General features: G+C 62.7%; 24 protein-coding genes. 12 read left to right on the plus strand and 12 right to left on the minus strand.

What is annotated here, in order from left to right; translation table 11 throughout:
- Positions 1–13: 13 nt before the first annotated feature.
- The 5 genes from rhmD to AAHK20_RS29380 form a co-directional block, all read right to left on the minus strand.
- Entirely contained in the window at positions 14–1192 is a 1179-nt protein-coding gene (rhmD, locus tag AAHK20_RS29360) for an L-rhamnonate dehydratase (protein ID WP_449185010.1), read from the minus strand.
- Between the two features lie 4 nt (positions 1193–1196).
- Positions 1197–2564, minus strand: a complete 1368-nt coding sequence (locus AAHK20_RS29365) for an MFS transporter (protein ID WP_449185011.1) — start codon at positions 2562–2564, stop codon at positions 1197–1199.
- A gap of 66 nt (positions 2565–2630) precedes the next feature.
- Positions 2631–3383, minus strand: a complete 753-nt coding sequence (locus AAHK20_RS29370; protein WP_449185012.1) for an SDR family NAD(P)-dependent oxidoreductase — start codon at positions 3381–3383, stop codon at positions 2631–2633.
- 372 nt (positions 3384–3755) lie between these two features.
- Positions 3756–4166: a response regulator gene (locus AAHK20_RS29375; RefSeq protein WP_449185013.1), complete on the minus strand. Its 411-nt coding sequence runs from the start codon at positions 4164–4166 to the stop codon at positions 3756–3758.
- Positions 4167–4597: 431 nt separating this feature from the next.
- Positions 4598–5341, minus strand: coding sequence for a TetR/AcrR family transcriptional regulator (locus tag AAHK20_RS29380; RefSeq protein ID WP_449185014.1), 744 nt, complete (start codon positions 5339–5341; stop codon positions 4598–4600).
- A gap of 83 nt (positions 5342–5424) precedes the next feature.
- On the opposite strand from AAHK20_RS29380, the gene AAHK20_RS29385 reads away from it, so the two are divergent.
- The 4 genes from AAHK20_RS29385 (at position 5425) to AAHK20_RS29400 (ending at position 9355) form a co-directional block, all read left to right on the plus strand.
- On the plus strand, positions 5425–6942 hold the full coding sequence (locus AAHK20_RS29385; RefSeq protein WP_449185015.1) for an MDR family MFS transporter: 1518 nt from the start codon (positions 5425–5427) through the stop codon (positions 6940–6942).
- Positions 6943–6993: 51 nt separating this feature from the next.
- Complete coding sequence (locus AAHK20_RS29390) at positions 6994–7257, plus strand: hypothetical protein (RefSeq protein WP_449185016.1); 264 nt, start codon at positions 6994–6996, stop codon at positions 7255–7257.
- Positions 7258–7332: 75 nt separating this feature from the next.
- Positions 7333–8193: a MerR family transcriptional regulator gene (locus tag AAHK20_RS29395; RefSeq protein WP_449185017.1), complete on the plus strand. Its 861-nt coding sequence runs from the start codon at positions 7333–7335 to the stop codon at positions 8191–8193.
- Between the two features lie 205 nt (positions 8194–8398).
- Positions 8399–9355, plus strand: coding sequence for a sulfonate ABC transporter substrate-binding protein (locus AAHK20_RS29400; RefSeq protein ID WP_449185085.1), 957 nt, complete (start codon positions 8399–8401; stop codon positions 9353–9355).
- Positions 9356–9364: 9 nt separating this feature from the next.
- Here the strand turns inward: AAHK20_RS29400 and AAHK20_RS29405 are convergent, their stop codons facing one another.
- The 7 genes from AAHK20_RS29405 to AAHK20_RS29435 all read right to left on the minus strand — a co-directional run bounded on the left by AAHK20_RS29405 (position 9365) and on the right by AAHK20_RS29435 (position 15926).
- Entirely contained in the window at positions 9365–9769 is a 405-nt protein-coding gene (locus AAHK20_RS29405; RefSeq protein WP_449185018.1) for a RidA family protein, read from the minus strand.
- Positions 9759–10910 (minus strand): DSD1 family PLP-dependent enzyme, encoded by a 1152-nt coding sequence (locus AAHK20_RS29410; protein WP_449185019.1) that lies wholly within the window; start codon positions 10908–10910, stop codon positions 9759–9761. The genes AAHK20_RS29405 and AAHK20_RS29410 overlap by 11 nt, the downstream gene beginning before the upstream one ends.
- A gap of 4 nt (positions 10911–10914) precedes the next feature.
- On the minus strand, positions 10915–11592 hold the full coding sequence (locus AAHK20_RS29415) for an HAD-IA family hydrolase (protein WP_449185020.1): 678 nt from the start codon (positions 11590–11592) through the stop codon (positions 10915–10917).
- Positions 11593–11729: 137 nt separating this feature from the next.
- Positions 11730–12635, minus strand: coding sequence for a LysR family transcriptional regulator (locus AAHK20_RS29420; protein ID WP_449185021.1), 906 nt, complete (start codon positions 12633–12635; stop codon positions 11730–11732).
- A gap of 19 nt (positions 12636–12654) precedes the next feature.
- Complete coding sequence (gene speB, locus AAHK20_RS29425) at positions 12655–13617, minus strand: agmatinase (RefSeq protein WP_449185022.1); 963 nt, start codon at positions 13615–13617, stop codon at positions 12655–12657.
- Between the two features lie 130 nt (positions 13618–13747).
- The gene (locus AAHK20_RS29430; RefSeq protein WP_449185023.1) at positions 13748–15241 is read right to left on the minus strand and encodes an aldehyde dehydrogenase; all 1494 of its coding nucleotides are present in this window, start codon (positions 15239–15241) and stop codon (positions 13748–13750) included.
- 133 nt (positions 15242–15374) lie between these two features.
- On the minus strand, positions 15375–15926 hold the full coding sequence (locus AAHK20_RS29435) for a cupin domain-containing protein (RefSeq protein WP_449185086.1): 552 nt from the start codon (positions 15924–15926) through the stop codon (positions 15375–15377).
- 399 nt (positions 15927–16325) lie between these two features.
- Here AAHK20_RS29435 and AAHK20_RS29440 point away from each other — a divergent pair, with 399 nt between their 5' ends.
- The 8 genes from AAHK20_RS29440 (at position 16326) to AAHK20_RS29475 (ending at position 24981) form a co-directional block, all read left to right on the plus strand.
- Positions 16326–16532 carry a hypothetical protein gene (locus AAHK20_RS29440; protein ID WP_137336719.1) on the plus strand — a complete coding sequence of 69 codons (207 nt, stop codon included), beginning with the start codon at positions 16326–16328 and terminating at the stop codon, positions 16530–16532.
- A 316-nt stretch (positions 16533–16848) separates the two neighbouring features.
- The gene (locus AAHK20_RS29445) at positions 16849–17643 is read left to right on the plus strand and encodes a gamma-glutamyl-gamma-aminobutyrate hydrolase family protein (RefSeq protein ID WP_449185024.1); all 795 of its coding nucleotides are present in this window, start codon (positions 16849–16851) and stop codon (positions 17641–17643) included.
- Between the two features lie 38 nt (positions 17644–17681).
- Complete coding sequence (locus AAHK20_RS29450; RefSeq protein WP_137336721.1) at positions 17682–19016, plus strand: glutamine synthetase family protein; 1335 nt, start codon at positions 17682–17684, stop codon at positions 19014–19016.
- A gap of 37 nt (positions 19017–19053) precedes the next feature.
- The gene (locus AAHK20_RS29455) at positions 19054–20487 is read left to right on the plus strand and encodes an aspartate aminotransferase family protein (protein ID WP_449185025.1); all 1434 of its coding nucleotides are present in this window, start codon (positions 19054–19056) and stop codon (positions 20485–20487) included.
- Between the two features lie 87 nt (positions 20488–20574).
- On the plus strand, positions 20575–21708 hold the full coding sequence (locus tag AAHK20_RS29460) for a polyamine ABC transporter substrate-binding protein (protein WP_449185026.1): 1134 nt from the start codon (positions 20575–20577) through the stop codon (positions 21706–21708).
- Between the two features lie 195 nt (positions 21709–21903).
- Positions 21904–23088, plus strand: a complete 1185-nt coding sequence (locus tag AAHK20_RS29465; RefSeq protein ID WP_449185027.1) for an ABC transporter ATP-binding protein — start codon at positions 21904–21906, stop codon at positions 23086–23088.
- Between the two features lie 7 nt (positions 23089–23095).
- Entirely contained in the window at positions 23096–24067 is a 972-nt protein-coding gene (locus AAHK20_RS29470; protein ID WP_449185028.1) for an ABC transporter permease subunit, read from the plus strand.
- Complete coding sequence (locus tag AAHK20_RS29475) at positions 24064–24981, plus strand: ABC transporter permease subunit (RefSeq protein ID WP_449185029.1); 918 nt, start codon at positions 24064–24066, stop codon at positions 24979–24981. Before AAHK20_RS29470 ends, AAHK20_RS29475 begins: the two co-directional genes overlap by 4 nt.
- The last annotated feature ends 27 nt before the right edge of the window (positions 24982–25008 follow it).

Genomic DNA, 25008 nt, shown 5'->3' on the forward strand with positions numbered 1-25008 from the left:
ATCAGGCTTGGCCTCAATGCTGGTACGGCCGATGCAGTTTGCACTCCGGATTGAGCCGCACGCCGAACCCCGGCGTCTCAGGCACCTTCATGCGGCCATTCACCGGCACCGGTTCATCGAGCAGCAACGGATTGAACATCGGCACGACCTTGTCGGCTTGCGGGGCCATCATCAGGAATTCCGCAAACGGCGAATTATGCCGCGTGACGACGAAGTGGTAGCTGTAGACGGACGACCCGTGCGGCACGACGAGCGCATTGTGCGCATCGGCGAGCGCCGAGATCTTGATCAGCTCCGTCATCCCGCCGCACCAGCCGACGTCCGGCTGGATGATGTCGCAGCAGCCCATCTCGAGCAGTAGCCGGAAACCCCAGCGCGTCGCTTCGTGCTCGCCGGTCGTCACGAGCATGCCGCGCGGCACGTTCTTGCGCAGTTGCGCATAGCCCCAATAGTCGTCCGGCGACAAGCATTCCTCCACCCACTTGAGGCCATATTCGTGCGCGGCGTTCGCCAGGCGCGTCGCGTAGTTGACGTCGAGGCTCATCCAGCAATCGAACATCAGCCAGAAATCGTCGCCGACTTTTTCGCGCATGCCTGCCAGTTTCTCGAGATTGAGCCGCAGGCCGTCCTCGCCCTCGGCCGGCCCGTGCTGCAACGGCATCTTGCCGCCAATGAAACCCATCTGCTTCGCCAGATCGGGACGCGCGCCGGTCGCATAGAACGTCAGCTCGTCGCGCACCGGGCCGCCGAGCAATTGATACACCGGCTCCTTGCGCACCTTCGCAAGCAAATCCCACAACGCAAGATCGACGCCCGAAATCGTGTTCAGCACGACGCCCTTGCGGCCGTAATAGAGCGTCGCGTAGTACATCTGATCCCACATTTTCTCGATGTCGGTGACGAGCTGCCCTTCGAGAAAACGCGCGAGATGCTTCTCGACGATGAACGCGCCGATCTCGCCGCCCGTCGTCACCGCGAAGCCGACGGTGCCGTCGCTCGCTTCGATCTCGACCACCAGCGAGCCGAGCACGTTGAGCCCGAACGACTGGCGGCTTTGCCGGTATTCCGGATAGCGCGCCATCGGCGTCGAAATGTGGTCGTCGATCCAGTGATCGGCGCCCTGGTCGTGATAATCGGCGCCGCCGCCGCGCACCGTGAACGCGCGGACGTGCCGGATGGTAGGCATGGCCATGAGGTTAGCTCCGTCGTGTGGACGCCGATGCGGCTTGCGCGTCGGCGAGAAAAGTTGAGTGAGTCGTGCCGTCGCCAGGCTGCCGCGCTTCGCGACGGCGCACGGCCACGGCGATCAGAAGCGCCGCCGCGAAGCTCGCCGCCCCGAGCAGGGCAAGTCCCGCCGCGGTCGAGGCAAACGCGTGCTCGGCGCTCGTGCGCAGCGTCGGCGCCAGAAAGCCGCCGAGACTGCCGATCGAATTGATCAGCGCGATGCCGCCCGCGGCGGGCGCGCCGGACAGATAACGCGTCGGGAAGGTCCAGAACAGCGGCTGCGCGGCGATAAAGCCGCTCGCGGCGCAGGCGAGTGCGAGGAGCCCGATCGCGGCGTTCGGCGCCACGCCCGAGACGATCACGCCCGCGCCTGAAAGCGCGAGCAAGCCGATTGCCCAGCCGCGATGCGTACGGTGACGATCGGCGTGGCGCGGCACGAGCCAGGTCGCGACGACCGCGCACAGCCAAGGCAGCGCGGTCACGAAACCCACTTCGGCGCCCACTTTCGTGCCGAGCAGCGCCGCGACCTGCTGCGGCAAATAGAAGATCACGCCGTACACGCTGACCTGAATCAGCAGATAGATGACGGCGAGCATCAGCACGCGCCGGTCAGTGAGCGCGCCGATCACGCTGTGCGGCCCGTGCGCCGAGGCTAAGCGCGCATCGTCGCCGACGGCCGCTTCGAGCGCCTCGCGTTCGCCGGCATCGAGCCAGCGCGCGTTCGCGGGCCGGTTGTCGAGATACCAGAACGCCCACACGCCCACCGCGGAGGCGAGCAGCCCCTCGATGATGAACATCCACTGCCAGCCGGCGATGCCGAACGCGCCGTGCAAATCAAGCAGCATGCCGGAGAGCGGTCCGCCGAAAATGAACGCGAGCGGCGCGCCGAAATAGAACAGACCGAGCGCACGAGCGCGCGCCCCCTGCGGAAACCACTGCGACAAGTAATAGACGATGCCGGGAAAGAACCCCGCTTCAGCCACGCCGAGCAGGAAGCGCAGCGTGTAGAACACCGGCGCCGTGTGCGCGAACGCCATGCAGGCCGAGACGACGCCCCACGTCACCATGATCCGGCACATCCAGCCACGCGCGCCGAAGCGATGCAAGGCGAGATTGCTGGGCACCTCGAACAGCGCGTAGCCGATGAAGAACACGCCTGCACCAAAGGCGAAGGCGCTGTCGGAGAGACCCGTGTCGTGCTGCAGCGCCTGCTGCGCAAAGCCGATGTTCGCGCGATCGAGAAACGCCAATACGTACATCAGCAGCAGAAACGGCAGCAGGTGCCGCATCGCCTTGCGTGTCGCGCTCGCTTGCGCGGCGAAACGCGTCGTCTCCGTCATGCTGCCTCCCGTGCCCGCTTGTCCATGCGCAGCAGGTGTTTTTTACGCGGTACTGGTAAAACGCGCTCAATACGTCGCGCGTCCGCCCGACAAGTCGAACACCGCGCCCGTGCTGAACGCGCAGTCTTCCGACGACAGCCACAGGATCAGCGAGGCCGCCTCCTCAGGCAGCAGAAAGCGATTCATCGGAATTTTCGAAAGCATGTAATCGATGTGCTGTTGCGACATCGAGTCGAAGATCTCCGTTTTCGCCGCCGCCGGCGTGACCGCGTTGACGAGGATGTTCTTCGTTGCCAGCTCCTTGCCGAGCGACTTCGTGAGGCCGATCAGACCCGCCTTCGAGGCGCTGTAGTGCGATGCGTTCGGATTGCCTTCCTTGCCGGCCACCGAAGCGATATTGACGATGCGCCCGTAGCCCTGCTTGAGCATCTGCGGAACGATCGCGCGGCAAGTCAGGTATGGCGCGATCAGATTGACGTCGATGACGCGGCGCCATACGTCGGGCGCGAGTTCCCATGTGGCGCCGTTGCCGCCCGTGATGCCGGCGCAGTTGATGAGCACGTCGATCGAGCCGTGTGCGGCGATCGTTTCCTGCGTGGCGCGCGCGACGGCGGCTTCGTCGGTCAGCTCGACCGAAAACGCGCTCACCTTGCCAAGCTCGCTCAACTCCGCACGACTGCGCGACAAGCGCTCGGCGTCGAGATCCCACAACGCCACCGACGCCCCCGAACGCAGCGCGCGTTGTGCGACTGCGTAGCCAATCCCGCGTGCGCCGCCAGTTACGACGACGACACGGTTGTCCAAATCGATGCGATTCATGTCTTCCTCCACGCATGGCGCCTGGTTCGTGCGCCGTTGATGTCATGCGTACGACTATAGCGAGAGCACCGATAGCCAGACAATTCGCCTATCTGATCGGGAGATAGCGAAAGCGGATTGCGGTCCGGGCGGTGGATGCGCGTGGAGTAGTCGTTGGAATATTGGCAACTTGTCCACAGATTTTGTTGGCAAGCTTGTGGACAACTAGCGGGAATGACGTCTAAACGTCTGACGTTAAAGGAAAAAGATTGCCGGTTGCCAAACGCGGCAACGGTAATTTGGAAACAAGCCTCTACGCCGCGCCTTGTACGACAAGACGCGCCTTGCGGCGGCGGTCAGAGATGACCGCGTCACCGCATAGTGCAAGCGGCATCAACTTGCCGCGCGAGCGCCAAGCGCTTCGTGCAACAGCGAAACCAGCAGGTCCGGCGGCGCGGGTTTCGTCATGAAGTGCTGAAAGCCCTCGCCGATGCTGCGAAGCCGGTAAGCCTCGTCAGTGTGCCCGGTGATCGCAACCGCCACGCACGGGCTGTGATTGCTGCAAATCTCGTAGTCGCGTAACCGCTGAATCAAATAGAAACCGTCCATCGTCGGCAGATCGAGATCGCAGACGACGGCATCGGGCAGCACCCGCATCGCCGCTTCCACGCCTTCCTCCGCATCCGCCACTGCCACGACTTGCGCTCCTTCCGACTCCAGCAACGTCACGAGCGAATCCCGGTTCTGCGGATCGTCCTCCACGAGGACGATCGTCGCACGGTCAAGTCTCAATGCTCCGTTCATACTTTTTTTCGCTACCAGTACGGTGCGAAACGCCGCGAAACACGCCGCGCTTCGCGAATCAAACTGCCCTTGGCACGCGCCCAATGCCTACCGCTTGCAATCGTCGACGGCTTGCCGGCCGCGTGCTGAAGACTCCGACCCGAACACGCGCCGCGAGTTGCAACGCGATCGGCACAACAATCGGCGCGCCTCTTTCGGCACACCATTCGTCTGCTCGACACGTAAATACATGCTGCGTTGCCACGCCCTCCGCAGCATGTGTTTACATGTCGGGCAGCACCCTAGCACGCGACGAAGAAACGTCTATGAAAGACGCACCATAGATGGTGGTTTTCAAGCGGAGTTTCAACCCGTCTTGCAAGCCGCGTCTGCTGCATGCGCCACCTCCAGACGCAATTCTCGCGCCTGACGGCACGTTCGTTCGGTGTGGGTCAGCGTTGGTTTTTACGCGCGCCGAAGCCGTTGGTGAGCATGGCGATCGCGTGACGAGCGATGTCGTCCGTGCCGATCTGTCGCCGCTCAGGATCGGCGCGCCAGGAGGTCGACGCCGCAAGCGGCAGCAACGTGATGCCGAGCAGCGTCGGAAAGACGAGCGCTGGCTCGAGGTCCGGATTCAGGCGCCCTTCTTTTTGCCAGCGGACGATCCATTGGATCTCGTCCTTGCGATGCGCGTCCTTGAAGCGGTCACGCATGCGTTGCCGCAGCAAGCCCGCGTCGCTGATGACCTCGCGAATCCATAGCGACGGAAACCACGGACGCTCGACCGCAAGATCGACGAATCGCTGCGCGATCGCCGCGAGCGCCGCGACGGGGTCGTCCGCGTTGTCTTCGAACGCGCCGCTGATGGCCTTGCGCACCGGCACGAAGCGCTCGTCGATCAGCACATCGAGCAGTTGTTCGCGGGTCTTGAAGTAATAGTGCAGCATCGCCGGCGTGACGCCGGCTTCGCGCGCGATTGCGGCGAGCGTCGTATCGACGATGCCCTGCCGCGCGAACAGCACGAGCGCCGTGTCCAGGAGTTTCTCGCGCTGCTCCGGCCCGCTCAAACCGCCCGTCGGACGGCCGGGACGGCGCGGCGCTGCTGCGGGCTTTGGCGGCGTTTTCGCCGGACGCGTGCCGGTTTTGGCGGTCTTGGCGGTTGTCACGATCTGCTGCGCGGTCTTTCTTGTCGCCATGTTCGAATCAAGTTGGTTGACTAAGCAAGGAACGTCGCCTATATTAATCGCCGCATTAATTAATTTCAAGACCGGGTGTCCCCATGGATATCGATACCTCCATCGCCGCAGTTGAAAGCGCTCACGTCGAAGCCGGCGAACGTCCGCCGATCCGGCTGATCTTCTCGGCGCTGCTGCTCGTCATGCTGCTGGCCGCGCTCGACCAGACCATCGTCTCGACCGCGCTGCCCACCATCGTCGGCGATCTCGGCGGACTGGAAAATCTGTCGTGGGTCGTCACGGCCTACCTGCTCGCGTCGACCATCGTCGTGCCGCTCTACGGCAAGTTCGGCGACCTGTTCGGCCGCAAGATCGTGCTGCAGGCTTCGATTGCGCTATTCCTGCTCGGCTCCGTGCTGTGCGGGCTCGCGCAGAACATGCCGCAGCTCATTTTGCTGCGCGCGCTGCAGGGTCTCGGCGGCGGCGGTCTGCTCGTCATCACGATGGCGGCGATCGGCGACATCATTCCGCCCGCCGAGCGCGGCCGCTATCAGGGGCTGTTCGGCGGGGTCTACGGTCTTGCGACCGTCATCGGGCCGCTCGCGGGCGGCTTCATCGTCGAGCATCTGTCGTGGCGCTGGATCTTCTACATCAACGTGCCGCTCGGCATCGTCGCGCTCGCGGTGATCGGGGCCGCCTTCAAGCCGCACGTCGCGCACGTGAAGCACAAGATCGACTACATGGGCGCCGCTTACCTCGCCGCCGCGCTCACTTGCATCATCTTGTTTACGAGCCAGGGCGGCACGGTCCTGCCGTGGTCGTCGCCTGACTTGTGGTTCACGCTTGCGCTCGGTTGCATCGCGATCGCGGGCTTCGTCTATGAAGAGCGGCTTGCGGTCGAGCCCATCATGCCGCTCGAACTCTTCAAGGAGCGCACGTTCCTGCTCGCGAGCCTGATCGGTTTTATCGTGGGCGTGTCGCTGTTTGGCGCAGTGACGTTCCTGCCGCTGTATCTGCAAGTCGTCAAGCATTCGACGCCTTCGCAAGCCGGCATGCAGTTGCTGCCGCTGATGGGCGGCGTGCTCGTCACGTCGATCGCCAGCGGCCGGATCATCAGCAAGATCGGCAAATATCGCTTGTTTCCGATCGTCGGCACGCTGCTCGTATGCGTCGGGATGCTGCTGCTCGCCACGCTCTCCATTTCGACGCCTATCGAGCGCATGTATCTGTATATGGGCCTCGTCGGGTGCGGGCTCGGCATGGTCATGCAAGTGCTGATCCTCGCCGTGCAGAACACCGTCGCGTTCAAGCATATGGGCGTCGCGACCTCGGGCGCGACGCTGTTCCGCTCGATCGGCGGCTCGGTCGGCGTGGCGGCGTTCGGCGCGGTCTTCACGAACGTGCTGCACGCGCGGCTCGCCGCGCTGTTGCCCGCCGGCGCCGAGTTGCCCCAGGCGCTGAAGCCGTCCGCCGTGCAAGCGCTGCCGGCCGCGCTGCGCGACGACTATCTGCAGGCATTCGGTGGCGCCATGCATACGGTGTTCGTCGTCGCCGCGTGCATCGTCGTGCTCGCGTTCGCGCTCGCATGGCTGATCGAGGACGTGCCGCTCAGGAAGAAGTGAACGGGTGCGGCCGAGTTGTTGTATTCTCTCGGCCGCTCACCTGGAGAACACATGAAGTTCACGACCTGGCTGGCCGCGGCGCTCACGCTCGCCGCCGCAGCCGCAACGGCAACCGCCGCCGCACAAACCTCCCAAACCTACCATTTCGGCGAAGGCCAAGCCGGACCGCAAGCGCAGCACGCCGTCACGCACCCGCGCCCGCCGCGCTATGTCAAGCCGAAACAGCGGAAGTACCGCAAGCCGAAATATCATGCGCCGCGCCGTCACGTACCGCCGCGCCACGTGTCGAATTCACCCCTGTATTCGCACGGCTAAAGCGCGTTCGACTTTGCCGCGCGGCTTTCGCTGCGCGGCAAAGGAAGCGAAGCGCCGCTGCGCTAGAATCGCGGCATGCGCAAAACGCCCTCTTCCGCCTCTCGCACGAGCGGCCCCCCAGCGAACTCGCCCGGCAACGAATACTCCGTCGACGAGCTCGCGCGCGTCGCCGACAGCACCGTGCGCAACATCCGCGCCTACCAGGATCGCGGGCTGCTTGCGCCGCCGGAGAAACGTGGACGCGTCGGCATCTACAACGACACGCACGTGTCGCGCCTCAAGCTCATCAATCACCTGCTCGCGCGCGGTTACTCGCTTGCGAACATTCAGGACTTGATCCAGGCCATCGAGGAAGGACACGACCTGCGCTCGATCCTCGGACTCGAAAACGCCATCGGCGGACGGTGGTCGCAAGAGCGGCCGCAAGCCTATTCGCTCGTTGCGCTCGCAACGATGTTCGGCGGCAAAGCGCCGGCCGCGCTCGCCAAAGCCGTCGAGCTGGGTCTGCTCGAGCGCGACGGATTGAAGTTCGTCGCGAAGAGCCCGTCGTCGCTCGCGGCCGGTGCGGCGATGACTCGCGAAGGGATACCGGCGACCGAGATGCTCGACATGGTGCGCGACGTTCGCCCGCATTTCGAAGCGGTCGCGAAGACGCTCGTCGATCTCGTCGTGCGCCGGCTCGACCGATACGATGAAGCGTCACTGCCGCCGCCCGCCGACGTGCCCGCGCTCGTCGAGGCGATCGGGCGGATGCGTCCGCTCGCGATGGTGCTCGTCGAAAGCGAAATGAACCGGGCGCTGGAGGAAGCGGCGGGAGACTATCTGGGTGACCGGGTCGCGACGATCATGGAAAAGCGGCTTGGCCATACACGGGATAAAAACCCCGAGACCGGCGCGGCATCAGCCCCCCACCGCAAGCGCGCCACCAAACGCTAAAGCTTTGGCCGCGTGCAACTCGGCGCCAAATCGCTTACACAGCGTCATATTCAAATCGCAATTGCTTCGTTTGGTTCGCCGTACGTGCATGCGACGATTCGCTGACTAGAACAGCACGCGCGCTGCCATCAATCGCGGCGCCGCCTTCGTCATCGACCGTCCGCATGGAGATTCTCTCGTGATCAAACTGGCCGTCCGCTCCCAATTGCGCATCGTCGCTGCTTTGCTGTTTGCATTCGCTACTTTGCCTTCCTTCGCGCAAGGCGACGCCGACAAGGTATTGCGAGTCGGCTATCAAAAAGCCGGCCTGCTTGCGGTACTCAAAGCGCAAGGCGTGTTCGAGCAAAAGCTCAAACCGCTCGGCTATAGCGTCAAATGGTTCGAATTCCCGGCAGGCCCGCAATTGCTCGAAGCGCTCAACGCCGACAGCATCGATTTCGGCTATACGGGCGCACCGCCAGCGGTCTTCGCGCAAGCGGGCGGCGTGCGCTTCGTCTATGTCGGCGCTGAACCGGCCGCCGCGCACAACGAGGCCATCTTTGTCAAAGCCGACTCCCCGTTGCGCACGCCCGCCGACTTGAAAGGCAAGCGCGTCGCGCTCCAAAAGGGTTCGAGTTCGCACTACCTGCTGCTCGAAGCGCTCAAGAAAGCCGGCTTGCGATACGAAGACGTGCAGCCGGTCTACCTCGCCCCCGCCGATGCACGCGCAGCGTTCGAAAGCGGCAACGTCGACGCATGGGTGGTCTGGGACCCGTATTACGCCGCGGCGCAAGCGACGCTCAAAGTCCGCACGCTTGCCGATTTCGCCGGCTTTCCGACCTATAACTTCTACGAGGCCACACGAGATTTCGCGCAGCAGCACCCGGATATCGTGGCCGCCGTGCTGAGCCAGTTGCGCGCGACGGGCCAGTGGGTCAACGCGCATCCGAGCGAAACGGCGGCGCTGATCGCGCCGAAGGTCGGGCTCGATCAAGCGATCGTCGAAACGTGGGTGCGCCGCGTGCCGTATGGCGCGACGCCCGTCACCGACAATGTGATCGCGATTCAGCAAAACGTGGCCGATGCGTTTTACGGCGCACGGTTGATCCCGCAAAAGCTCACCGTCAGAGACAACGTCTGGCAAAACAGCGCTGCGCTCGCGAGCTTGGGCAGCACACAGTGAGCCGCGACATCACAGCGTCGCCGTCGCTTCGATTTCGATCTTGAAGCCGTAATGCAGCGGACCGGTCGGCACGATCGCGCGCGCCGGCCGCGCATCGCCTGCCCAGCGCGTGTAGACCTGATTGAAACTCGGCCAGTGCTCGATATCGGCGATATAGACGCGGACTTGCACCAGTTGCCCAATGCTGCTGCCCACGCCTTCGAGCGCCGCTTGCACGTTCGCCAGCACCTGCTCGGCCTGGGCTTCGAAGGACGCGTCCGTCAGCTTCTGGCCGTTCGCGTCGATCGGCAGCTGCCCCGACACGAACACGAGCCCGTTGGCGATTGCGACGTGACTATAGTGACCTCCCGGCCTCGAGAGGCCCGCGGGGTTTTCGGTGCGCGGCAGGCGCGTGCTCTGTTCATTACCAGCCATGAAAGCGACTCCATACGGTAGTTTCGCCATCGTCCGATAGCGCGTGATATTCCGGGAACTGCGCGCCCGTTGCGCAAGCGTGATTGGGCAGGATGCGCAGTTTGGCGCCGATAGGGAAACGCGTCGCCAAGCTCTCGTCTTGCGACCCGCCGCCGGCAAGTTCCGGCTTCGCGGGCGAAAGAATGCCGTGCTCCTGGTTCGCGCCGCTCATCTCCCAGCCGTTCAACGGCGTGCCATCTAGCGCACACGGCAGACCATAGCCGAAATCATGCGCCTGTTTCGACGTGCCGCGATCGCGGCTCATCGCCATCCAGCCCGCGTCGAGAATGACCCAGTTCTTTTCCGGCTGATGGCCGATGACCGTGGCGACCACGCTCAACGCGATGTCGTCGATCGAACAAACGCCGACGTTGTGCATCACGAGATCGAAGAACACATAGACGCCCGCCCGCACTTCGGTCACGCCGTCGAGCTTCGCGGCCGACAATGCCGTCGGCGTCGAACCGACGCTGACCGCTTCGCAAGCAATCCCCGCGTCACGCAACCTTTGCGCCGCGCGAACGCAGCCCGCTCGTTCCTGCTCGGCAAGTTCACGGAGGGCTTCCGGCGTGTGAAGCTCGTAACTCGACCCGGCGTGTGTCATCACGCCGCCCACTTTGATGCCGCCCTCTTGCAAAACGCGTCCGACTTCAAGCAACGCGTCCTGCTCCGGCGTAATGCCTGAGCGATGACCATCCGTATCGACTTCGATCCAGACTTCCAGAGGTTCGCGCTGTTCACTCGCGAACTTTGCAATCTCCGCTGCCGCAGGCACGTTGTCGACCACCAGCTTGAGATCGCAGCCTTGCCGTCTTAACGCCATTGCCCTCGGCAGCTTCGACGGCGCAATACTGACCGCGTAAAGAATGTCCTTCACGCCGGCCGCAAAAAACGCTTCAGCTTCTTTCAGTGTCGAAACGGTGATGCCTTGCACGCCCGCCGCCAATTGCGCACGGATCACGTCCAGGCACTTGGTGGTTTTCACATGAGGGCGGAATTTCACGCCGAGCGCGTCCATGCGCGCCTGCATGCGCGCAATGTTTCGTTCCATCCGCGAGATGTCGACCAGTGCGGCTGGCGTATCGAGTTCGTCGAGTTTCATGATTTCAATCCGTCTGGTTGCTGCGGGACGATGCGCCAAAACGGCTGCACCAGGACACCAATTCGCCGAGCGTCGGCGCTTCGATTTCAGGTGCTTGCGCACCCTCCTTCAATTCAAGCCCGACTCGGTTGTGCCAGTAAGTCCGCAAGCCGACTTGAGCCGTGCCGAACATGTCGTAACTGGAGCCGGCCACGAACGCAGCGTCTGTGGCGCTCACACCGAGCTTGTCCAGCGCGAGGCGATACGGACGCGGGTCCGGCTTGTAGACACCCGCTTCTTCCGCTGTGATCACCACGTCCCATTCGACGGGGAGGATTTCGGCTGCCTGGCGCCCAAGCCGTATCGAGCAGTTGGTCACGACCGCTAGCTTGCAGTGCGGGCGAAGCTGCTGCAACGCCTCGACCGCGCCGCTCCACGGCGCCAATTGCAACCAGTTCGCCTCGAGCGCGAGCGGTGCGGATTCGGGCAAGCCCACCCGCGCCGCCGCTTGCCTCACCAACTGCTCGTATTCGACATAAGCACCGCAGCCATAGGTCAGACGCAAATACTCCGCACGCCATGCCCTGCCCGCTTGCTCCGAGCCGGCCGCTCGATTCCACAGCGTCCATGAATCGAGCAGCGCAGTCAGCAAATCGAAGAGCACCGCTTTCGGGTAAGCGGACGTTGCAGAGGAATCGCTCATGAGCCAGGACACTCCCGGGGTTGTCGTTCGTTCATGGCGTCAAGTATAGATTTCGATTCGGCGTTGGCGATTCAGTCCCGCTCACTCAATCATTCGAACAAACTGAATGTTCGCCAACCGCTTCGACAATCCGCCGCTCAGGCTCGCCACGGCGGATTCGGCTTGAACCGGTCCTGCAAATACCGCATGAATTGCCTGGTGCGCTCCGGCAAGCTCACACGATGGTGAGTGAGCGCGATTACATCGGCATCCGATGCCTTCCATGCGGGCAGCAGCCGCACGAGACTTCCCTTCGCGATATCGTCAGCGACGTCCCATTCGGAACGGAGAATCACGCCGCGCCCTTCGCAGGCCCAGCGGCGAATCACTTCGCCATCGTTGCAGATCAGCTTCGAGGCAACCCTGACGCTGCGCGCCGCGCGGCCTTTGCGAAACTGCCAGAGCGACACGTCTTCATTGTTTTCGCGCAGCACGATGCACGGGAGCTTGGCCAAATCGTCGGGGGTCTCCGGGTTCGGGAAGCGCTTCAGCAACGACGGCGCCGCGCAAACGAAGCGCGCGTTCGGCGCAATCGCATAACCGACCAGATTCGACGCGGGCAACTCGCCGATATGCACGACGATGTCGTAGCGATCGGCCGCTTCGGTCAGCGGCTGGTCGGACAGCGTCAGCACGATGTCGACGCCGGGATGGTCCTGTTGAAAGTCGGCGACGACGGGAGCGAGGTAGCGCCGCCCGAAACCTAACGGCGCGGCGATATTCAAGGTGCCGACGAGCCCCGACCGGCGAGCCTGCACATCCTCGAACAGCATGTCGAACTGCTCGACGAGTTCCGCGCCGCGCCGGCACAGCAACATGCCCTCTTCCGTGAACCGCAGGCGGCGGGCCGTGCGATCGACTAGCCGCGTGTCGAGCTTCTTCTCAATCTGTTGAAGACGCTGGGTGACCGCGGAAGGCGATAGTCCGAGCTTCCTCGCTGCCGCAACGAGGCTGCCGGAATCGCGTATGGCCAGCAGGAAACGGATATCAGTGGAGTCGGTCATGTTGCTGTCTTTCTCGTCGTCAGCGCGCCCCGACCTTCTTCTGGCGCCACAGGCACAGCAGATCGCAAGCGATATGCGCGGCGGCGAGCGCCGTCACTTCGCTTTGGTCATACGCAGGCGACACCTCCACGACATCGGCGCCGATCAGGTTCACTCCTCCTAAGCCGCGCACGATCGCGAGCGCCTGGGCGGAGCTCAACCCGCCGGGCACCGGCGTGCCCGTTCCCGGCGCAAACGCCGGATCGAGGCAATCGATATCGAAGGTCAAGTAGGTTGGCCGGCTCCCGACGATCGACGTAATCCGCTCGAGCGCGGCACGTGTGCCGTGCTCGTGCACCCATGCGGCGTCGAGGATATTGATGCCGAGAAAGTCCTCGTTCCAGGTGCGAATGCCCACTTGCACCGACGTCTTCGGATCGATCAGCCCTTCCTTCACGGCCTTGTAGAACATCGTGCCGTGATTGAGCGAATCGGGGCTGTCGTCGGCCCACGTATCGCAGTGCGCGTCGAAGTGAATCAGCGAGAGCGGCTTGCCATACTTCTCCGCATGCGCGACAAGCAGCGGATACGTGATGTAGTGATCGCCGCCGAAGGTCAGCATCTTCGCGGTCGAGCGCAGGATCGTGCGCGCGTGCTCGATGATCGCGGGCTTGATCGACAGCGGGTTGTGCGCGTCGAACCAGCAATCGCCGTAGTCGGTCACGGCGAGATCATCGAACGGGTTGAAGCCCCACGGGTAGGGATGCAGCTCCGCAAGCTGCACGCTCGCCGCGCGCACTGCGGATGGCCCGAGCCGCGCGCCCGAGCGAAACGTCGTGGCGAGATCGAGCGGCACACCGGACACGACGACATCGACGCCGTCGAGTTCGCGCGTGTATTTGCGTCGCATGAACGACAGCACGCCCGCGTAAGTGTTTTCGATGGAAGACCCGTAGAGGGACGGACGGCGAATGGCGCCATCGCCATAGAGGAGTTCAGTCATGAGACGACCTGATGGAACGTGCCGAATAACGCGCGCAAGGGTTCCTGGTTAAGCGCGCGATTCCGGCGTCGGATTCATTGGGAACGCGACGGCGCGCGCAATGGCGCCGCCACGCTGGCTTGCGAATCCTTTAGCGCAGCCGCACGAGCGTGGACTTCAGCTCGGTGTACTTCTCCAGTGCGTGCAACGACTTGTCGCGGCCGTTGCCCGATTGTTTATAACCGCCGAACGGGAAGTTCATGTCTCCCCCTTCGTCGTAGCAGTTGACCCATACCGTGCCTGCCCGCAAGCTGCGCGCGATTTCGTGCGCGTGGGTCAGGTTCGCGGTCCAGACCGCGGCGCCGAGGCCGTATTCGCTGTCGTTGGCGATCTTCACCGCTTCTTCGATACTGTCGAACGTGATGACCGACAGCACCGGCCCGAAGATCTCCTCGCGGGCGATCTTCGCATCCGGCGTCGCCACATCGAAAATCGTCGGCTCGATATAGAAGCCGCCGCTTTCCGCCTTCACACGCGAGCCGCCCAGCATGAGCTTCGCTTCGGCGCGTCCCGCTTCGATATAGCCGAGCACGCGCTCGAGCTGGATCTTGTCGACGATCGCACCCATCGTGGTCTGCGGATCGAGCGGGTTGCCGGGAGTATAGCTGCGCGCGGCAGCGATGACTTTATCGAGGAACGCATCCTTGATATCACGATGCACGAGCAGTCGCGAACCCGCCGTACACATTTCGCCCATGTTGTAGAAGATCGCGCCCGCAGCGGCATTGGCCGCGCGATCGAAATCCGGGCAATCGGGCAGCACGATGTTCGGCGACTTGCCGCCGAGTTCGAGCCACACGCGCTTCAGGTTCGACTGCCCGGCGTACTGCATGATCAGCTTGCCGACATTGGTCGATCCCGTGAACGCGAGGCAATCCACGTCTTGATGCAACGCGAGCAGCTTGCCCGGTTCGCCGCCGCCCGGCAGCACGTTGAATACACCGGCCGGAATACCGGCTTCGTGCGCGAGTTGCGCGACGCGGATCGCGGTCAACGGCGACTTCTCCGACGGCTTGAGCACCACGCTGTTGCCCGCCGCGAGCGCCGGACCGAATTTCCACGAGGCCATCAGGATCGGAAAATTCCAAGGCACGACGGCCGCGACCACGCCAATCGGCTCACGCGTGACAAGGCCCACCAGATGATGATCGCTCGGCACCACTTCGCCGCCGACTTTATCGATCGCTTCGGCAAACCACTCGACGCAATACGCGGCGCCGGGCACGTCGACACTCGTCGTGTCGCCGATCGGCTTGCCGGCGTCGAGCGTTTCGAGCAGCGAGAGCTCGTCGAGTTGCTCGCGCATCAGAGCGGCCCAGCGCAGCAGGATCTTCTTGCGCGCGCGCGGGTTGAGCCCTGCCCATACGCGCGCGTCAAAAGCGCGCCGCGCAACGGCGACGGCGCGATCCACATCCTCCGCGCCGCTGTCCGCGACTTTCGCAAGCACCTTGCCGTCGATCGGGCTCACGCAATCGAACGTGCGGCCCGATGCGGCCGCACAGTATTCGCCGTCGATAAACGCCCGCCCTTCGATCGAGAGCTTGGCGGCCAAGTCATTCCAATAACTCAGGTTCTTCTTTTCCATCAGGATGCCTCACTGTTATGCGTTCGATGCGCGGTGCGCCGTGACTCGTGATGGCTGCACCGGCTGGAACGCGATGCGCGTCGTGCGCCGGTACTGTGTCGAGATTGGGTTCGCTTGCGCTTGAGCGCAGTCGTTAGAACGTTGCCGGCGAATTCGCCGACACGATCTCGCAGACTTGCTCCGCGCTCGGATTGCGAAAGCGATGCGGCAAGCGGCTTTCGAAGAAATAGCTGTCGCCGGGGTCGAGCAGCCACGTCGTGCCGTCGACGGTCAACTCGATCTGACCGCTGACGACGACGCCGCCCTCGTGTCCTTCATGCTGCAGCATCTCGGGGCCCGTATCCGAGAGCGGTTGATAGACCTCGCGCAAGATGCACATGTTGCGGTCTTTCACGCCGGCGCCGGCCAGGTAGAACTCGATCGACTCGTTGCCGAGATTCGGCATGTCCGCGCGGCGTGCTATGACCGCGCGGTTCTCCTCGATATCGAAGGTGAAGAACTCCGCGAGACTCATCGGTATGCATTCGAGCAATTTCTTGAGCGAACCCACCGAAGGGCTCACGCGATTTTGCTCAATGAGCGAGATCGTCCCATTCGTCACACCAGCGCGCTTGGCCAATTCGCGCTGCGACAAGCCATGCTTCTTACGAATGTACTGAAGACGGGTAGCCACTTCGATGGACACCATGCGCTCTCGAATCGGGGTTGGTTTGGAGTGAATAGCGACTACAGGTGTTGAATATTCTAATCACTTTAACGCGCGCGCCGCTCGGGGAAACCCTGAAAAATTGAAGAAATCGCGGCCACGTCCCCCAACATTCGCTTGTCCATATGTTTGGCATCCGCTCAGGGAAAGCCCCGAGCAAAAATTTCATAAAAGGAATTGACGCCGTTTTTGGCTCGTATATCCTGATTCCCAGGTCGTCGTCACACCTTTGTCACGCAATGCAGCATAAATGGCTCATAAAGGTGCAAACGATAAACCGATGCCCCGTTTCTTTAAACGCCCAGGCGTTTTCTCAAACGAGGCGTTCAATACTTTCAACGCAGCCAGTCGAGTGTAATCGTGAGAGTCCGAGGCCCTTTGGTTAGGTGGGATCGAAGTCAGATGCGGGGTTGCCCCCGTGCTGACGGCGCCATCGCCGACGGCAGCAGCGGCAGCCTTGCGTTTCGCCGTTTCCTGTCCGTCTTCACGATCCTCTCCCGTCGCTCCGTCCGACGTCACAATTCAGTCGCAGCACGCGCCTTCATTGCGGTGCACTGCGACGAGGTCGCTTCCCTGCTCCCGTAGCGCCTCTCTCCTTTTCCGCGGTTCGATTTATCGGATTGCGTGAACGTGCGTTGATTCGCACGGTTTGCGCTCGCCTTCGCTCGTCCGTCGCTGTGCCCTGGCTTTCGTCTTGGCATTGCGTCGATCGAACGATGGGACCCGTTGCGCCTCGCATCCGGGAAATCGAACCGCTCCATCCATTTCGCTTGGGTCCGGCGTGCGCCATCGCGCAACGTCAGGCGGCGTCTGCTCGTCCGCAGAAAGCCGCGGCACGCTGCCAACCAAAGCGAAAGTTTTCGATGCCGCTTGCCGCGGCCACAGAATCACACTGTTAGTCATGCAAAAGAAACCGCTAGTAGGCGTTACCGCCGACAGAACGATGATGGGAGCGCATCCGTCCCATGTGACCGGCGAGAAATACATCGCCGCGATCATCGACGGCTCGGAAGCGCTGGCGATGCTGCTGCCCGCTCTGGGTGCCAAACAGGCAACCGAAGACGTGCTGGCCGCGGTCGACGGGCTGCTCTTCACCGGCGCCTATTCGAACGTCGAGCCGCATCACTACGGCGGCGAGGCAAGTGCACCGGGCACGCTGCACGACCCGGCGCGCGACGCGACGACACTGCCGCTGATGCGTGCGGCGATCGAAGCGGGCGTCCCCGTCCTCGCGATTTGCCGTGGCTTTCAAGAGATGAATGTGGTTTTTGGCGGGACGCTGCATCAAAGCGTTCACGCGGTGGAAGGCCTCAATGACCACCGCGAGAACAAAGACGACGCCCTGGACCTGCAATACGGCCCCTCGCATTCGATCCGCCTGAGCCAAGGCGGATTGCTCAGCCGCCTCGCTGGCGGCGCACTCGAGGCGCACGTGAATTCACTGCATGGCCAAGGCGTCGAGCGGCTTGGAGACGGCTTGGCTGTAGAAGCCGTCGCGCCGGACGGACTGATCGAAGCGATCAGCGTGAAGGACGCTCCCGCTTTCGCACTGGGCCTGCAATGGCACCCGGAGTGGAAACAGGCGGACGACCCGCTCTCGAATGCGATCTTCCGTGCGTTTGGCGCAGCCTGCCGCGATCGAATGCGCACCAGGGCCGGCTTGAATGCTGCATTAGCGGCCGCCGCACGCCGCTGATCAACCGGTCCGCGCACAACTCTGCCAAGAGAACAATCATGCAAGACATCGATGAATTTCTGAAGAAACACCGCATCACCGAAGTCGAAGCCATCATCCCCGACATGGCCGGTATCGCGCGCGGCAAGATCATTCCGCGCAACAAGTTCGAATCCGGCGAATCGATGCGGCTGCCTCAGGCCGTCATGATCCAGACCGTCACCGGCGAGTATCCGGAAGACGGCAGCTTCACCGGCGTCACCGATCCCGACATGGTCTGCGTTCCCGACGCGTCGACGATCCGCCTCATCCCGTGGGCAGTCGATCCGACCGCGCAAGTGATCCACGACTGCGTGCACTTCGACGGCTCGCCCGTCGCAATCTCGCCGCGCCGCGTGCTGCGCCGCGTGCTCGAACTGTACAAGGCCAAGGGCTGGAAGCCCGTCGTCGCACCGGAGCTCGAGTTCTATCTGGTCGACATGAACAAGGACCCCGACCTGCCGCTGCAGCCGCCGGTCGGCCGTACAGGCCGCGCGGAAACCGGCCGGCAAGCGTATTCCATCGAAGCGGTCAACGAATTCGACCCCCTGTTCGAGGACATCTACGAGTACTGCGAGGTGCAGGAGCTCGAAGTCGACACGCTGATTCACGAAGTCGGCGCGGCGCAAATGGAAATCAACTTCCTGCACGGCGACCCGCTCAATCTCGCGGACCGCGTGTTCCTCTTCAAGCGCACCGTGCGCGAGGCCGCGCTGCGTCACCACATGTACGCGACGTTCATGGCGAAGCCCATGGAGAACGAACCGGGTTCGGCCATGCACGTGCATCAGAGCCTCCTCGACGAGGAAACCGGCCGCAACCTGTTCACCGGCGCCGACGGCGCGCCGACTGAAATGTTCTACGCGTACATTGCCGGCTTGCAGAAATACACGCCCGCGCTGATGCCGATCTTCGCGCCCTACATCAACTCGTACCGTCGTCTATCGCGCTTCATGGCCGCGCCGATTAACGTGCAGTGGGGCTACGACAACCGCACGGTGGGTTTCCGCGTGCCGCACTCGTCGCCGGTTGCGCGGCGCGTCGAGAACCGCATCCCGGGTGTGGACTGCAACCCGTACCTCGCGATTGCCGCCACGCTTGCCGCCGGCTATCTCGGCATGACGCAAAAGCTCGCGCCGACCGAGCCGCTCACGAGCGACGGCTACGAGCTGCCGTATCAGCTCCCGCGCAATCTCGAAGAAGGCCTGAGCTTGATGGGTGCATGCGAACCGCTCTCCGACATCCTCGGCGAACGCTTCGTGAAGGCGTATCTCGCGTTGAAGGAAACCGAATACGAAGCGTTCTTCCGCGTCATCAGTTCGTGGGAACGCAGGCATTTGCTGCTGCACGTTTGAGCCAACAACGCGCAAGCGCAAACCATTTGGAGGAAACATGAGCTACAGAACCGACGAAATCGCCTACGTGCAGCCCGCCGCTGCCGCCAGCGGCCAGACGAGTCAAGCGCGCAGCACCGCGCAATACCGCGCGCTCGACGCCGCGCACCACATCCACCCGTTTTCGGACATGGGGTCGCTCAATCGCACAGGCAGCCGCGTGATCACGAAGGCGAAAGGCGTCTACCTGTGGGACTCGGACGGCAACAAGATCATCGACGGCATGGCCGGCCTGTGGTGCGTGAACGTCGGCTATGGCCGCAAGGAACTGGCCGACGCCGCTTACCAGCAGATTCAGGAACTGCCCTTCTACAACACCTTCTTCAAGACGACGCACCCGCCCGTCATCGAACTGTCCGCGCTGCTCGCGGAAGTCACGCCCGCTCCGTTCAACCACTTCTTCTATTGCAACAGCGGCTCGGAAGGCAACGATACGGTGCTGCGCATCGCCCATCGCTTCTGGGGCGCGCAAGGCAAGGCGTCGAAGAAATATGTGATTTCGCGCAAGAACGGCTATCACGGTTCGACGATCGCAGGCGGCACGCTGGGCGGCATGGGCTACATGCACGAGCAGATGCCATCGAAGGTCGAGCACATCGTCCACATCGATCAGCCGTATTTCTTTGGCGAAGCCGAAGGCAATCTGACGCCTGAAGAATTTGCCCTCGCTCGCGCGCAGCAGCTCGAAGCCAAGATTCTCGAACTCGGCGCCGAGAACGTGGCGGCGTTCATCGGCGAGCCGTTCCAAGGCGCGGGCGGCGTGATCTTCCCCGCTTCGACCTACTGGCCGGAAATTCAGCGCATCTGCCGCAAGTACGACATCTTGCTCGTCGCCGATGAAGTGATAGGCGGCTTCGGCCGCACCGGCGAGTGGTTCGCTCATCAGCACTTCGGCTTCGAGCCGGATCTGATGACGCTGGCCAAGGGCTTGACGAGCGGCTATGTGCCGATGGGCGCCGTCGCGCTGCATGACGGCGTCGCGAAGGTCATCATCGAGCACGGCGAATTCAATCACGGCCTCACCTACTCGGGCCACCCGGTCGCGGCGGCCGTCGCAGTGGCGAACCTCAAGGTGTTGCGCGACGAGAAGATCGTCGAGCGCGTGAAGACCGACACCGGCCCGTACTTTCAGAATCTGTTGCGCGAAACCTTTGCGAACCATCCGATCATCGGCGAGATCGCCGGCGCGGGGCTCGTCGCGGGCCTGCAGCTCGCGGAAGACCCGAAAGCGCGCAAGCGCTTCGCGAACGGCGGCGACGTCGGCACGATCTGCCGCGACTTCTGCTTCAACGGCAATTTGATCATGCGCGCCACCGGCGACCGCATGCTGCTGTCGCCGCCGCTTGTGATCACACGTGGCGAGATCGATGAAATCGTGTCGAAGGCGAAGCAAGCCATCGACGCCACCGCTAAGCAATTAGGCCTTTCGTAACGGCAGTTCCGTCCTGGCACGGGTGCGGCGACCGCACACAAGAGGGGGCACCCGCGCCGGGTTTTTATTTCCAAGGGAAATCTCATCATGAGCGTTAATTGTTCTGGACGTCATCTTCGTCACGCCATCGCGGGGGCCGCTCTTTTAGCCGTCACGAGTTTGTCCGCGTCATTCGCCACGCCGGCGCTCGCCGCCGACACCGAACTGAACGTGTACAACTGGTCCGACTACATTGCGAAGGACACGATTCCGAACTTCGAAAAGGAAACGTCGATCCACGTGAAGTACGACAACTACGACAGCGACGACACGCTGCAGGCCAAGCTGCTCGCGGGCAGCTCGGGCTACGACATCGTCGTGCCGACGTCGAACTACATGGCGAAGCAGATCCAGGCAGGCGTGTATCAGAAGCTCGACAAGTCGAAGCTGCCGAATCTGGCGAACCTCGACCCGACGCTCATGAAGATGATTTCCGATGCCGACCCGGGCAATCAGTACGGCGTGCCCTGGGCCTACGGCACCGACGGCATCGGCTACAACGTCGAAGCCGTTAAAAAAGCGCTCGGCGACAGCGCGCCCGTCGATAGCTGGGCGCTCGTATTCGATCCCGCGAATCTCTCGAAGTTGAAGGGCTGCGGCGTCTCGTTCCTCGACCAGCCCGTGGACGTATTCGCGGCCGTGCTGCAGTACATGAAGAAAGACCCGAACAGCACGAACCCGGCCGACTACCAGGCCGCGTTCCAAGTGCTCAAGCAAGTGCGCCCGTACATCACGCAGTTCAACTCGTCGGGCTACATCAACGATCTCGCGAACAACGACATCTGCGTCGCGGTCGCGTGGTCGGGCGACGTCGGCATCGCGCGCCGCCGCACGATGGAAGCCAAGCGCTCGTATGAAGTGAAGTTCTCGAATGTGAAGGAAGGCGGCCTCCTGTGGTTCGACGTGATGGTCATTCCGAAGGACGCCCCACACCCCGAAGCAGCGATGAAGTGGATCAACTACATCGAAGATCCGAAGGTCAATGCGGCGATCACCAATGAGGTGTTCTACCCGACCGCCAACCATGCCGCACGCCAATTCGTGATACCCGCGGTGGCGAACGACCAGACCGTCTATCCGACAGAAGACGTGCTCAAGAAGATGACGCTGATGAGGCCGATGCCGACCGACATCCTGCGCCTTGAAAACCGCCTCTGGGCCCAACTGAAAACCGGCCACTGATTGCTTCATGACCGCGGGTGAGGGGTCGCTCGATCCCTCACCGGCAAGAAGTCGCATCACGGTAGTGAACCTGCGCTAACGGGATTCTCCCCGCGCAGTCCCCAAGTTTCTTTCGATCGCTGCAAGCCCTGTGAGCCGCATTCGCGCCTCGCACGGGAGAACTCATGCCTGCGATTCGCACGGAATGGTTAGATCATGAATACGACAGCTTCCAACAAAGCGCCTAATGCGGCTCAATCGGCGCCGCAATCGAACCGCAATTCGCCCATCGCCTTCACAAAGCAAGCGAAATCGGATGAATTCGTTCGCATCGAAAACGTCGTCAAGAAATTCGGCGACAGCACCGCCGTCGACAACGTCAATTTGTCGATCGCCAAGAACGAGTTGTTCGCGCTGCTCGGCAGCTCCGGCTGCGGCAAGTCGACGTTGCTCAGAATGCTCGCCGGCCTGGAGACGGCCACGTCCGGCAAGATCTATGTCGACGGTGAAGACCTCGCGACGCTGCCGCCGTACAAGCGTCCCGTCAACATGATGTTTCAGTCGTACGCGCTGTTTCCGCACATGACGGTCGAAGCCAACATCGCATTCGGCCTCAAGCAGGAAGGCACGCCAAAGAACGAAATCAAGGAGCGCGTGGCCGATGCGCTCGCGCTCGTGCAGATGAGCAAGTATGCGGGCCGCAAGCCGCATCAACTGTCGGGCGGCCAGCAGCAGCGCGTCGCGCTCGCGCGCTCGCTCGTCAAGCGCCCGAAGCTGCTGCTGCTCGACGAGCCGATGTCCGCGCTCGACAAGAAGATCCGCCAGAAGACCCAGCTCGAACTCGTCAACATCATCGAGAAGGTCGACGTGACCTGCGTGATGGTCACGCACGACCAGGAAGAAGCGATGACGATGGCAGGCCGCATCGCCGTCATGAGCGAAGGCAAGATCGTGCAAATCGGCTCGCCGTCGCAAGTCTACGAATTCCCGAACAGCCGCTTTTCCGCCGAGTTCATCGGCTCGACCAACCTGTTCGAAGGCCTCGTCGTCGAAGACGAGCCCGACCACGTGTTCGTCGAAAGCGAAGACCTCGAAGCGCGCATGTACGTGAGCCACGGCATCACCGGGCCGCTCGGCATGCCGGTCGGCATCTCGGTGCGCCCGGAGCGCGTGCGCGTCTCGCGCGAAAAGCCGAGCGCCGCTCACAACTGGGCGCGCGGCGTCGTCACGGATATCGCCTACATGGGCAGCTATTCGCTGTATCACGTGCGTCTGCCGAGCGGCAAAGTCGTCGTGTCGAATCTCTCCAGCTCGCACCTCCTGCAAGACGGTGCGCCCGCCTACAACGACGACGTGTTCGTTCACTGGTCGCCCGCCAGCGGCGTGGTGCTGACGCAATGAGGACGCCATGAGAAATCCCGCCACCTCCTCCCTGCCCGGCGCGAACGCCAACACCGGTTCGTTGTTCGCGCCGCTGCGCGCCCTTGTCGCTCGCTTCACGCCTTCGGGCCGGACGACCGTCATCGGCTTCCCGTTCCTCTGGCTCACGCTGTTCTTCGCCGTGCCATTCGTGCTCGTGCTGAAGATCAGCTTCGCCGATCAACAGCTCGGCATTCCGCCGTACAACGATCTCGTCAGCATCAAGGACGGCGTCGTGCACTTCGCCTTGCAGCTCGGACACTACGTGTTCCTGCTGCAAGACGATCTGTACATCGCCACCTACATCAGCTCGCTCAAGATGGCCGCCGTGTCGACCTTCTTCTGCCTGCTGCTCGGCTATCCGATCGCCTACTACATCGCGCGCTCGAATCCGGCGACACGCAACGTCTTGATGATGGGCGTGATGCTGCCGTTCTGGACGTCGTTCCTGATTCGCGTCTATGCGTGGATCGGCATTCTCAAGGACAACGGCCTGCTCAACCACTTCCTGATGGCGATCGGCCTGATTCACGAGCCGCTGCGTCTTTACCGGACCGACATCGGCGTCTATATCGGCATGGTCTATTCGTACCTGCCGTTCATGGTGATGCCGCTCTACGCGCACCTCGTGAAGATGGACCTCACGCTGCTCGAGGCCGCCTACGATCTCGGCGCCAAACCGTGGACCGCGTTCACACGCATCACGCTGCCGCTCTCGAAGAACGGAATCATCGCGGGGAGTCTCCTCGTGTTCATCCCGGCGGTGGGCGAGTACGTGATTCCCGAGCTGCTCGGCGGCGCCGACACGTTGATGATCGGCCGCGTGATGTGGGACGAGTTCTTCAACAACATGGACTGGCCGATGGCTTCCGCCGTGACGGTTGCAATGGTCGTGCTGCTGCTCGTGCCGATGGCCGTGTTCCAGTACTACCAGGTCAAGGAATTGGAGAGCACCAAATGATCAAGCCAAGCAAACCCCTTTCGGTGACGGTGCTCACGATCGGCTTTCTGTTCCTGTACATCCCGATCATCAGCCTCGTCGTTTTCTCCTTCAACGAGTCGAAGCTCGTCACGGTCTGGTCCGGCTTCTCGCTCAAGTGGTATGGCGCGCTGCTAAAGGACGACGAGCTGCTGACCGCGGCGTGGCTGTCGTTGAAGCTCGCGTTGATGACGGCCTGTGCGTCGGTCGTGATCGGCACCTGGGCCGGCTTCGTGCTGGCCCGCTTCGGGCGCTTTCGCGGCTTCACGCTGTTCGCCGGCATGATCAATGCGCCGCTCGTGATTCCCGAGGTGATCCAGGGCATCTCGCTGCTGCTGCTGTTTGTCGCGATGGAGCAGTTGCTGGGCTGGCCCAAGGGCCGGGGCATCACCACGATGTGGATCGGTCACGTGATGCTGTGCGTGTCGTACGTCGCGATCATCGTGCAGTCGCGCGTGAAAGAGTTGAACAAGTCGCTCGAAGAGGCCGCGCTCGATCTCGGCGCCACGCCGCTCAAGGTGTTCTTCGTGATCACGCTGCCGCTGATCTCGCAGGCGATCCTGTCCGGGTGGTTGCTGTCGTTCACGCTCTCGGTCGACGACCTCGTGCTGTCGGCGTTCCTGTCCGGCCCCGGCTCGACCACCCTGCCCCTCGTCGTGTTCTCTCGCGTGCGCCTCGGCTTGAACCCCGAAATGAATGCGCTCGCAACCATCTTCATCACGCTCGTGACGATCGGCGTCATTCTCGTGAACCAGATGATGCTCGCGAAGGACCGCAAGCGGACACGCGACATGCAGATGGCCTTTGCGCAAATCGAGCTAGACGACCCGAAAACGCCGCGTATTCCGCAAACGGCGAGTGCCCGCAAAGCGCCTGAACCGCTGGGCACGGCCTGACACGAATCGAACTAGAAACCTCACTGC

This window comes from Trinickia camelliae, from assembly GCF_053525655.1.

Excerpts from the sequence above, each read along its gene's own strand:
- AAHK20_RS29450 (WP_137336721.1), top strand. The coding sequence starts at position 17,682 with ATGCAAGACATCGATGAATTTCTGAAGAAACACCGCATCACCGAAGTC.
- AAHK20_RS29420 (WP_449185021.1), bottom strand. The coding sequence starts at position 12,635 with ATGACCGACTCCACTGATATCCGTTTCCTGCTGGCCATACGCGATTCC.
- AAHK20_RS29430 (WP_449185023.1), bottom strand. The coding sequence starts at position 15,241 with ATGGAAAAGAAGAACCTGAGTTATTGGAATGACTTGGCCGCCAAGCTC.
- AAHK20_RS29380 (WP_449185014.1), bottom strand. The coding sequence starts at position 5,341 with ATGGCGACAAGAAAGACCGCGCAGCAGATCGTGACAACCGCCAAGACC.
- AAHK20_RS29395 (WP_449185017.1), top strand. The coding sequence starts at position 7,333 with ATGCGCAAAACGCCCTCTTCCGCCTCTCGCACGAGCGGCCCCCCAGCG.
- AAHK20_RS29405 (WP_449185018.1), bottom strand. The coding sequence starts at position 9,769 with ATGGCTGGTAATGAACAGAGCACGCGCCTGCCGCGCACCGAAAACCCC.
- AAHK20_RS29385 (WP_449185015.1), top strand. The coding sequence starts at position 5,425 with ATGGATATCGATACCTCCATCGCCGCAGTTGAAAGCGCTCACGTCGAA.
- AAHK20_RS29460 (WP_449185026.1), top strand. The coding sequence starts at position 20,575 with ATGAGCGTTAATTGTTCTGGACGTCATCTTCGTCACGCCATCGCGGGG.
- AAHK20_RS29470 (WP_449185028.1), top strand. The coding sequence starts at position 23,096 with ATGAGAAATCCCGCCACCTCCTCCCTGCCCGGCGCGAACGCCAACACC.
- AAHK20_RS29375 (WP_449185013.1), bottom strand. The coding sequence starts at position 4,166 with ATGAACGGAGCATTGAGACTTGACCGTGCGACGATCGTCCTCGTGGAG.
- AAHK20_RS29415 (WP_449185020.1), bottom strand. The coding sequence starts at position 11,592 with ATGAGCGATTCCTCTGCAACGTCCGCTTACCCGAAAGCGGTGCTCTTC.
- AAHK20_RS29365 (WP_449185011.1), bottom strand. The coding sequence starts at position 2,564 with ATGACGGAGACGACGCGTTTCGCCGCGCAAGCGAGCGCGACACGCAAG.
- AAHK20_RS29475 (WP_449185029.1), top strand. The coding sequence starts at position 24,064 with ATGATCAAGCCAAGCAAACCCCTTTCGGTGACGGTGCTCACGATCGGC.
- speB (WP_449185022.1), bottom strand. The coding sequence starts at position 13,617 with ATGACTGAACTCCTCTATGGCGATGGCGCCATTCGCCGTCCGTCCCTC.
- AAHK20_RS29410 (WP_449185019.1), bottom strand. The coding sequence starts at position 10,910 with ATGAAACTCGACGAACTCGATACGCCAGCCGCACTGGTCGACATCTCG.
- rhmD (WP_449185010.1), bottom strand. The coding sequence starts at position 1,192 with ATGGCCATGCCTACCATCCGGCACGTCCGCGCGTTCACGGTGCGCGGC.
- AAHK20_RS29390 (WP_449185016.1), top strand. The coding sequence starts at position 6,994 with ATGAAGTTCACGACCTGGCTGGCCGCGGCGCTCACGCTCGCCGCCGCA.
- AAHK20_RS29465 (WP_449185027.1), top strand. The coding sequence starts at position 21,904 with ATGAATACGACAGCTTCCAACAAAGCGCCTAATGCGGCTCAATCGGCG.
- AAHK20_RS29370 (WP_449185012.1), bottom strand. The coding sequence starts at position 3,383 with ATGAATCGCATCGATTTGGACAACCGTGTCGTCGTCGTAACTGGCGGC.
- AAHK20_RS29455 (WP_449185025.1), top strand. The coding sequence starts at position 19,054 with ATGAGCTACAGAACCGACGAAATCGCCTACGTGCAGCCCGCCGCTGCC.
- AAHK20_RS29445 (WP_449185024.1), top strand. The coding sequence starts at position 16,849 with ATGCAAAAGAAACCGCTAGTAGGCGTTACCGCCGACAGAACGATGATG.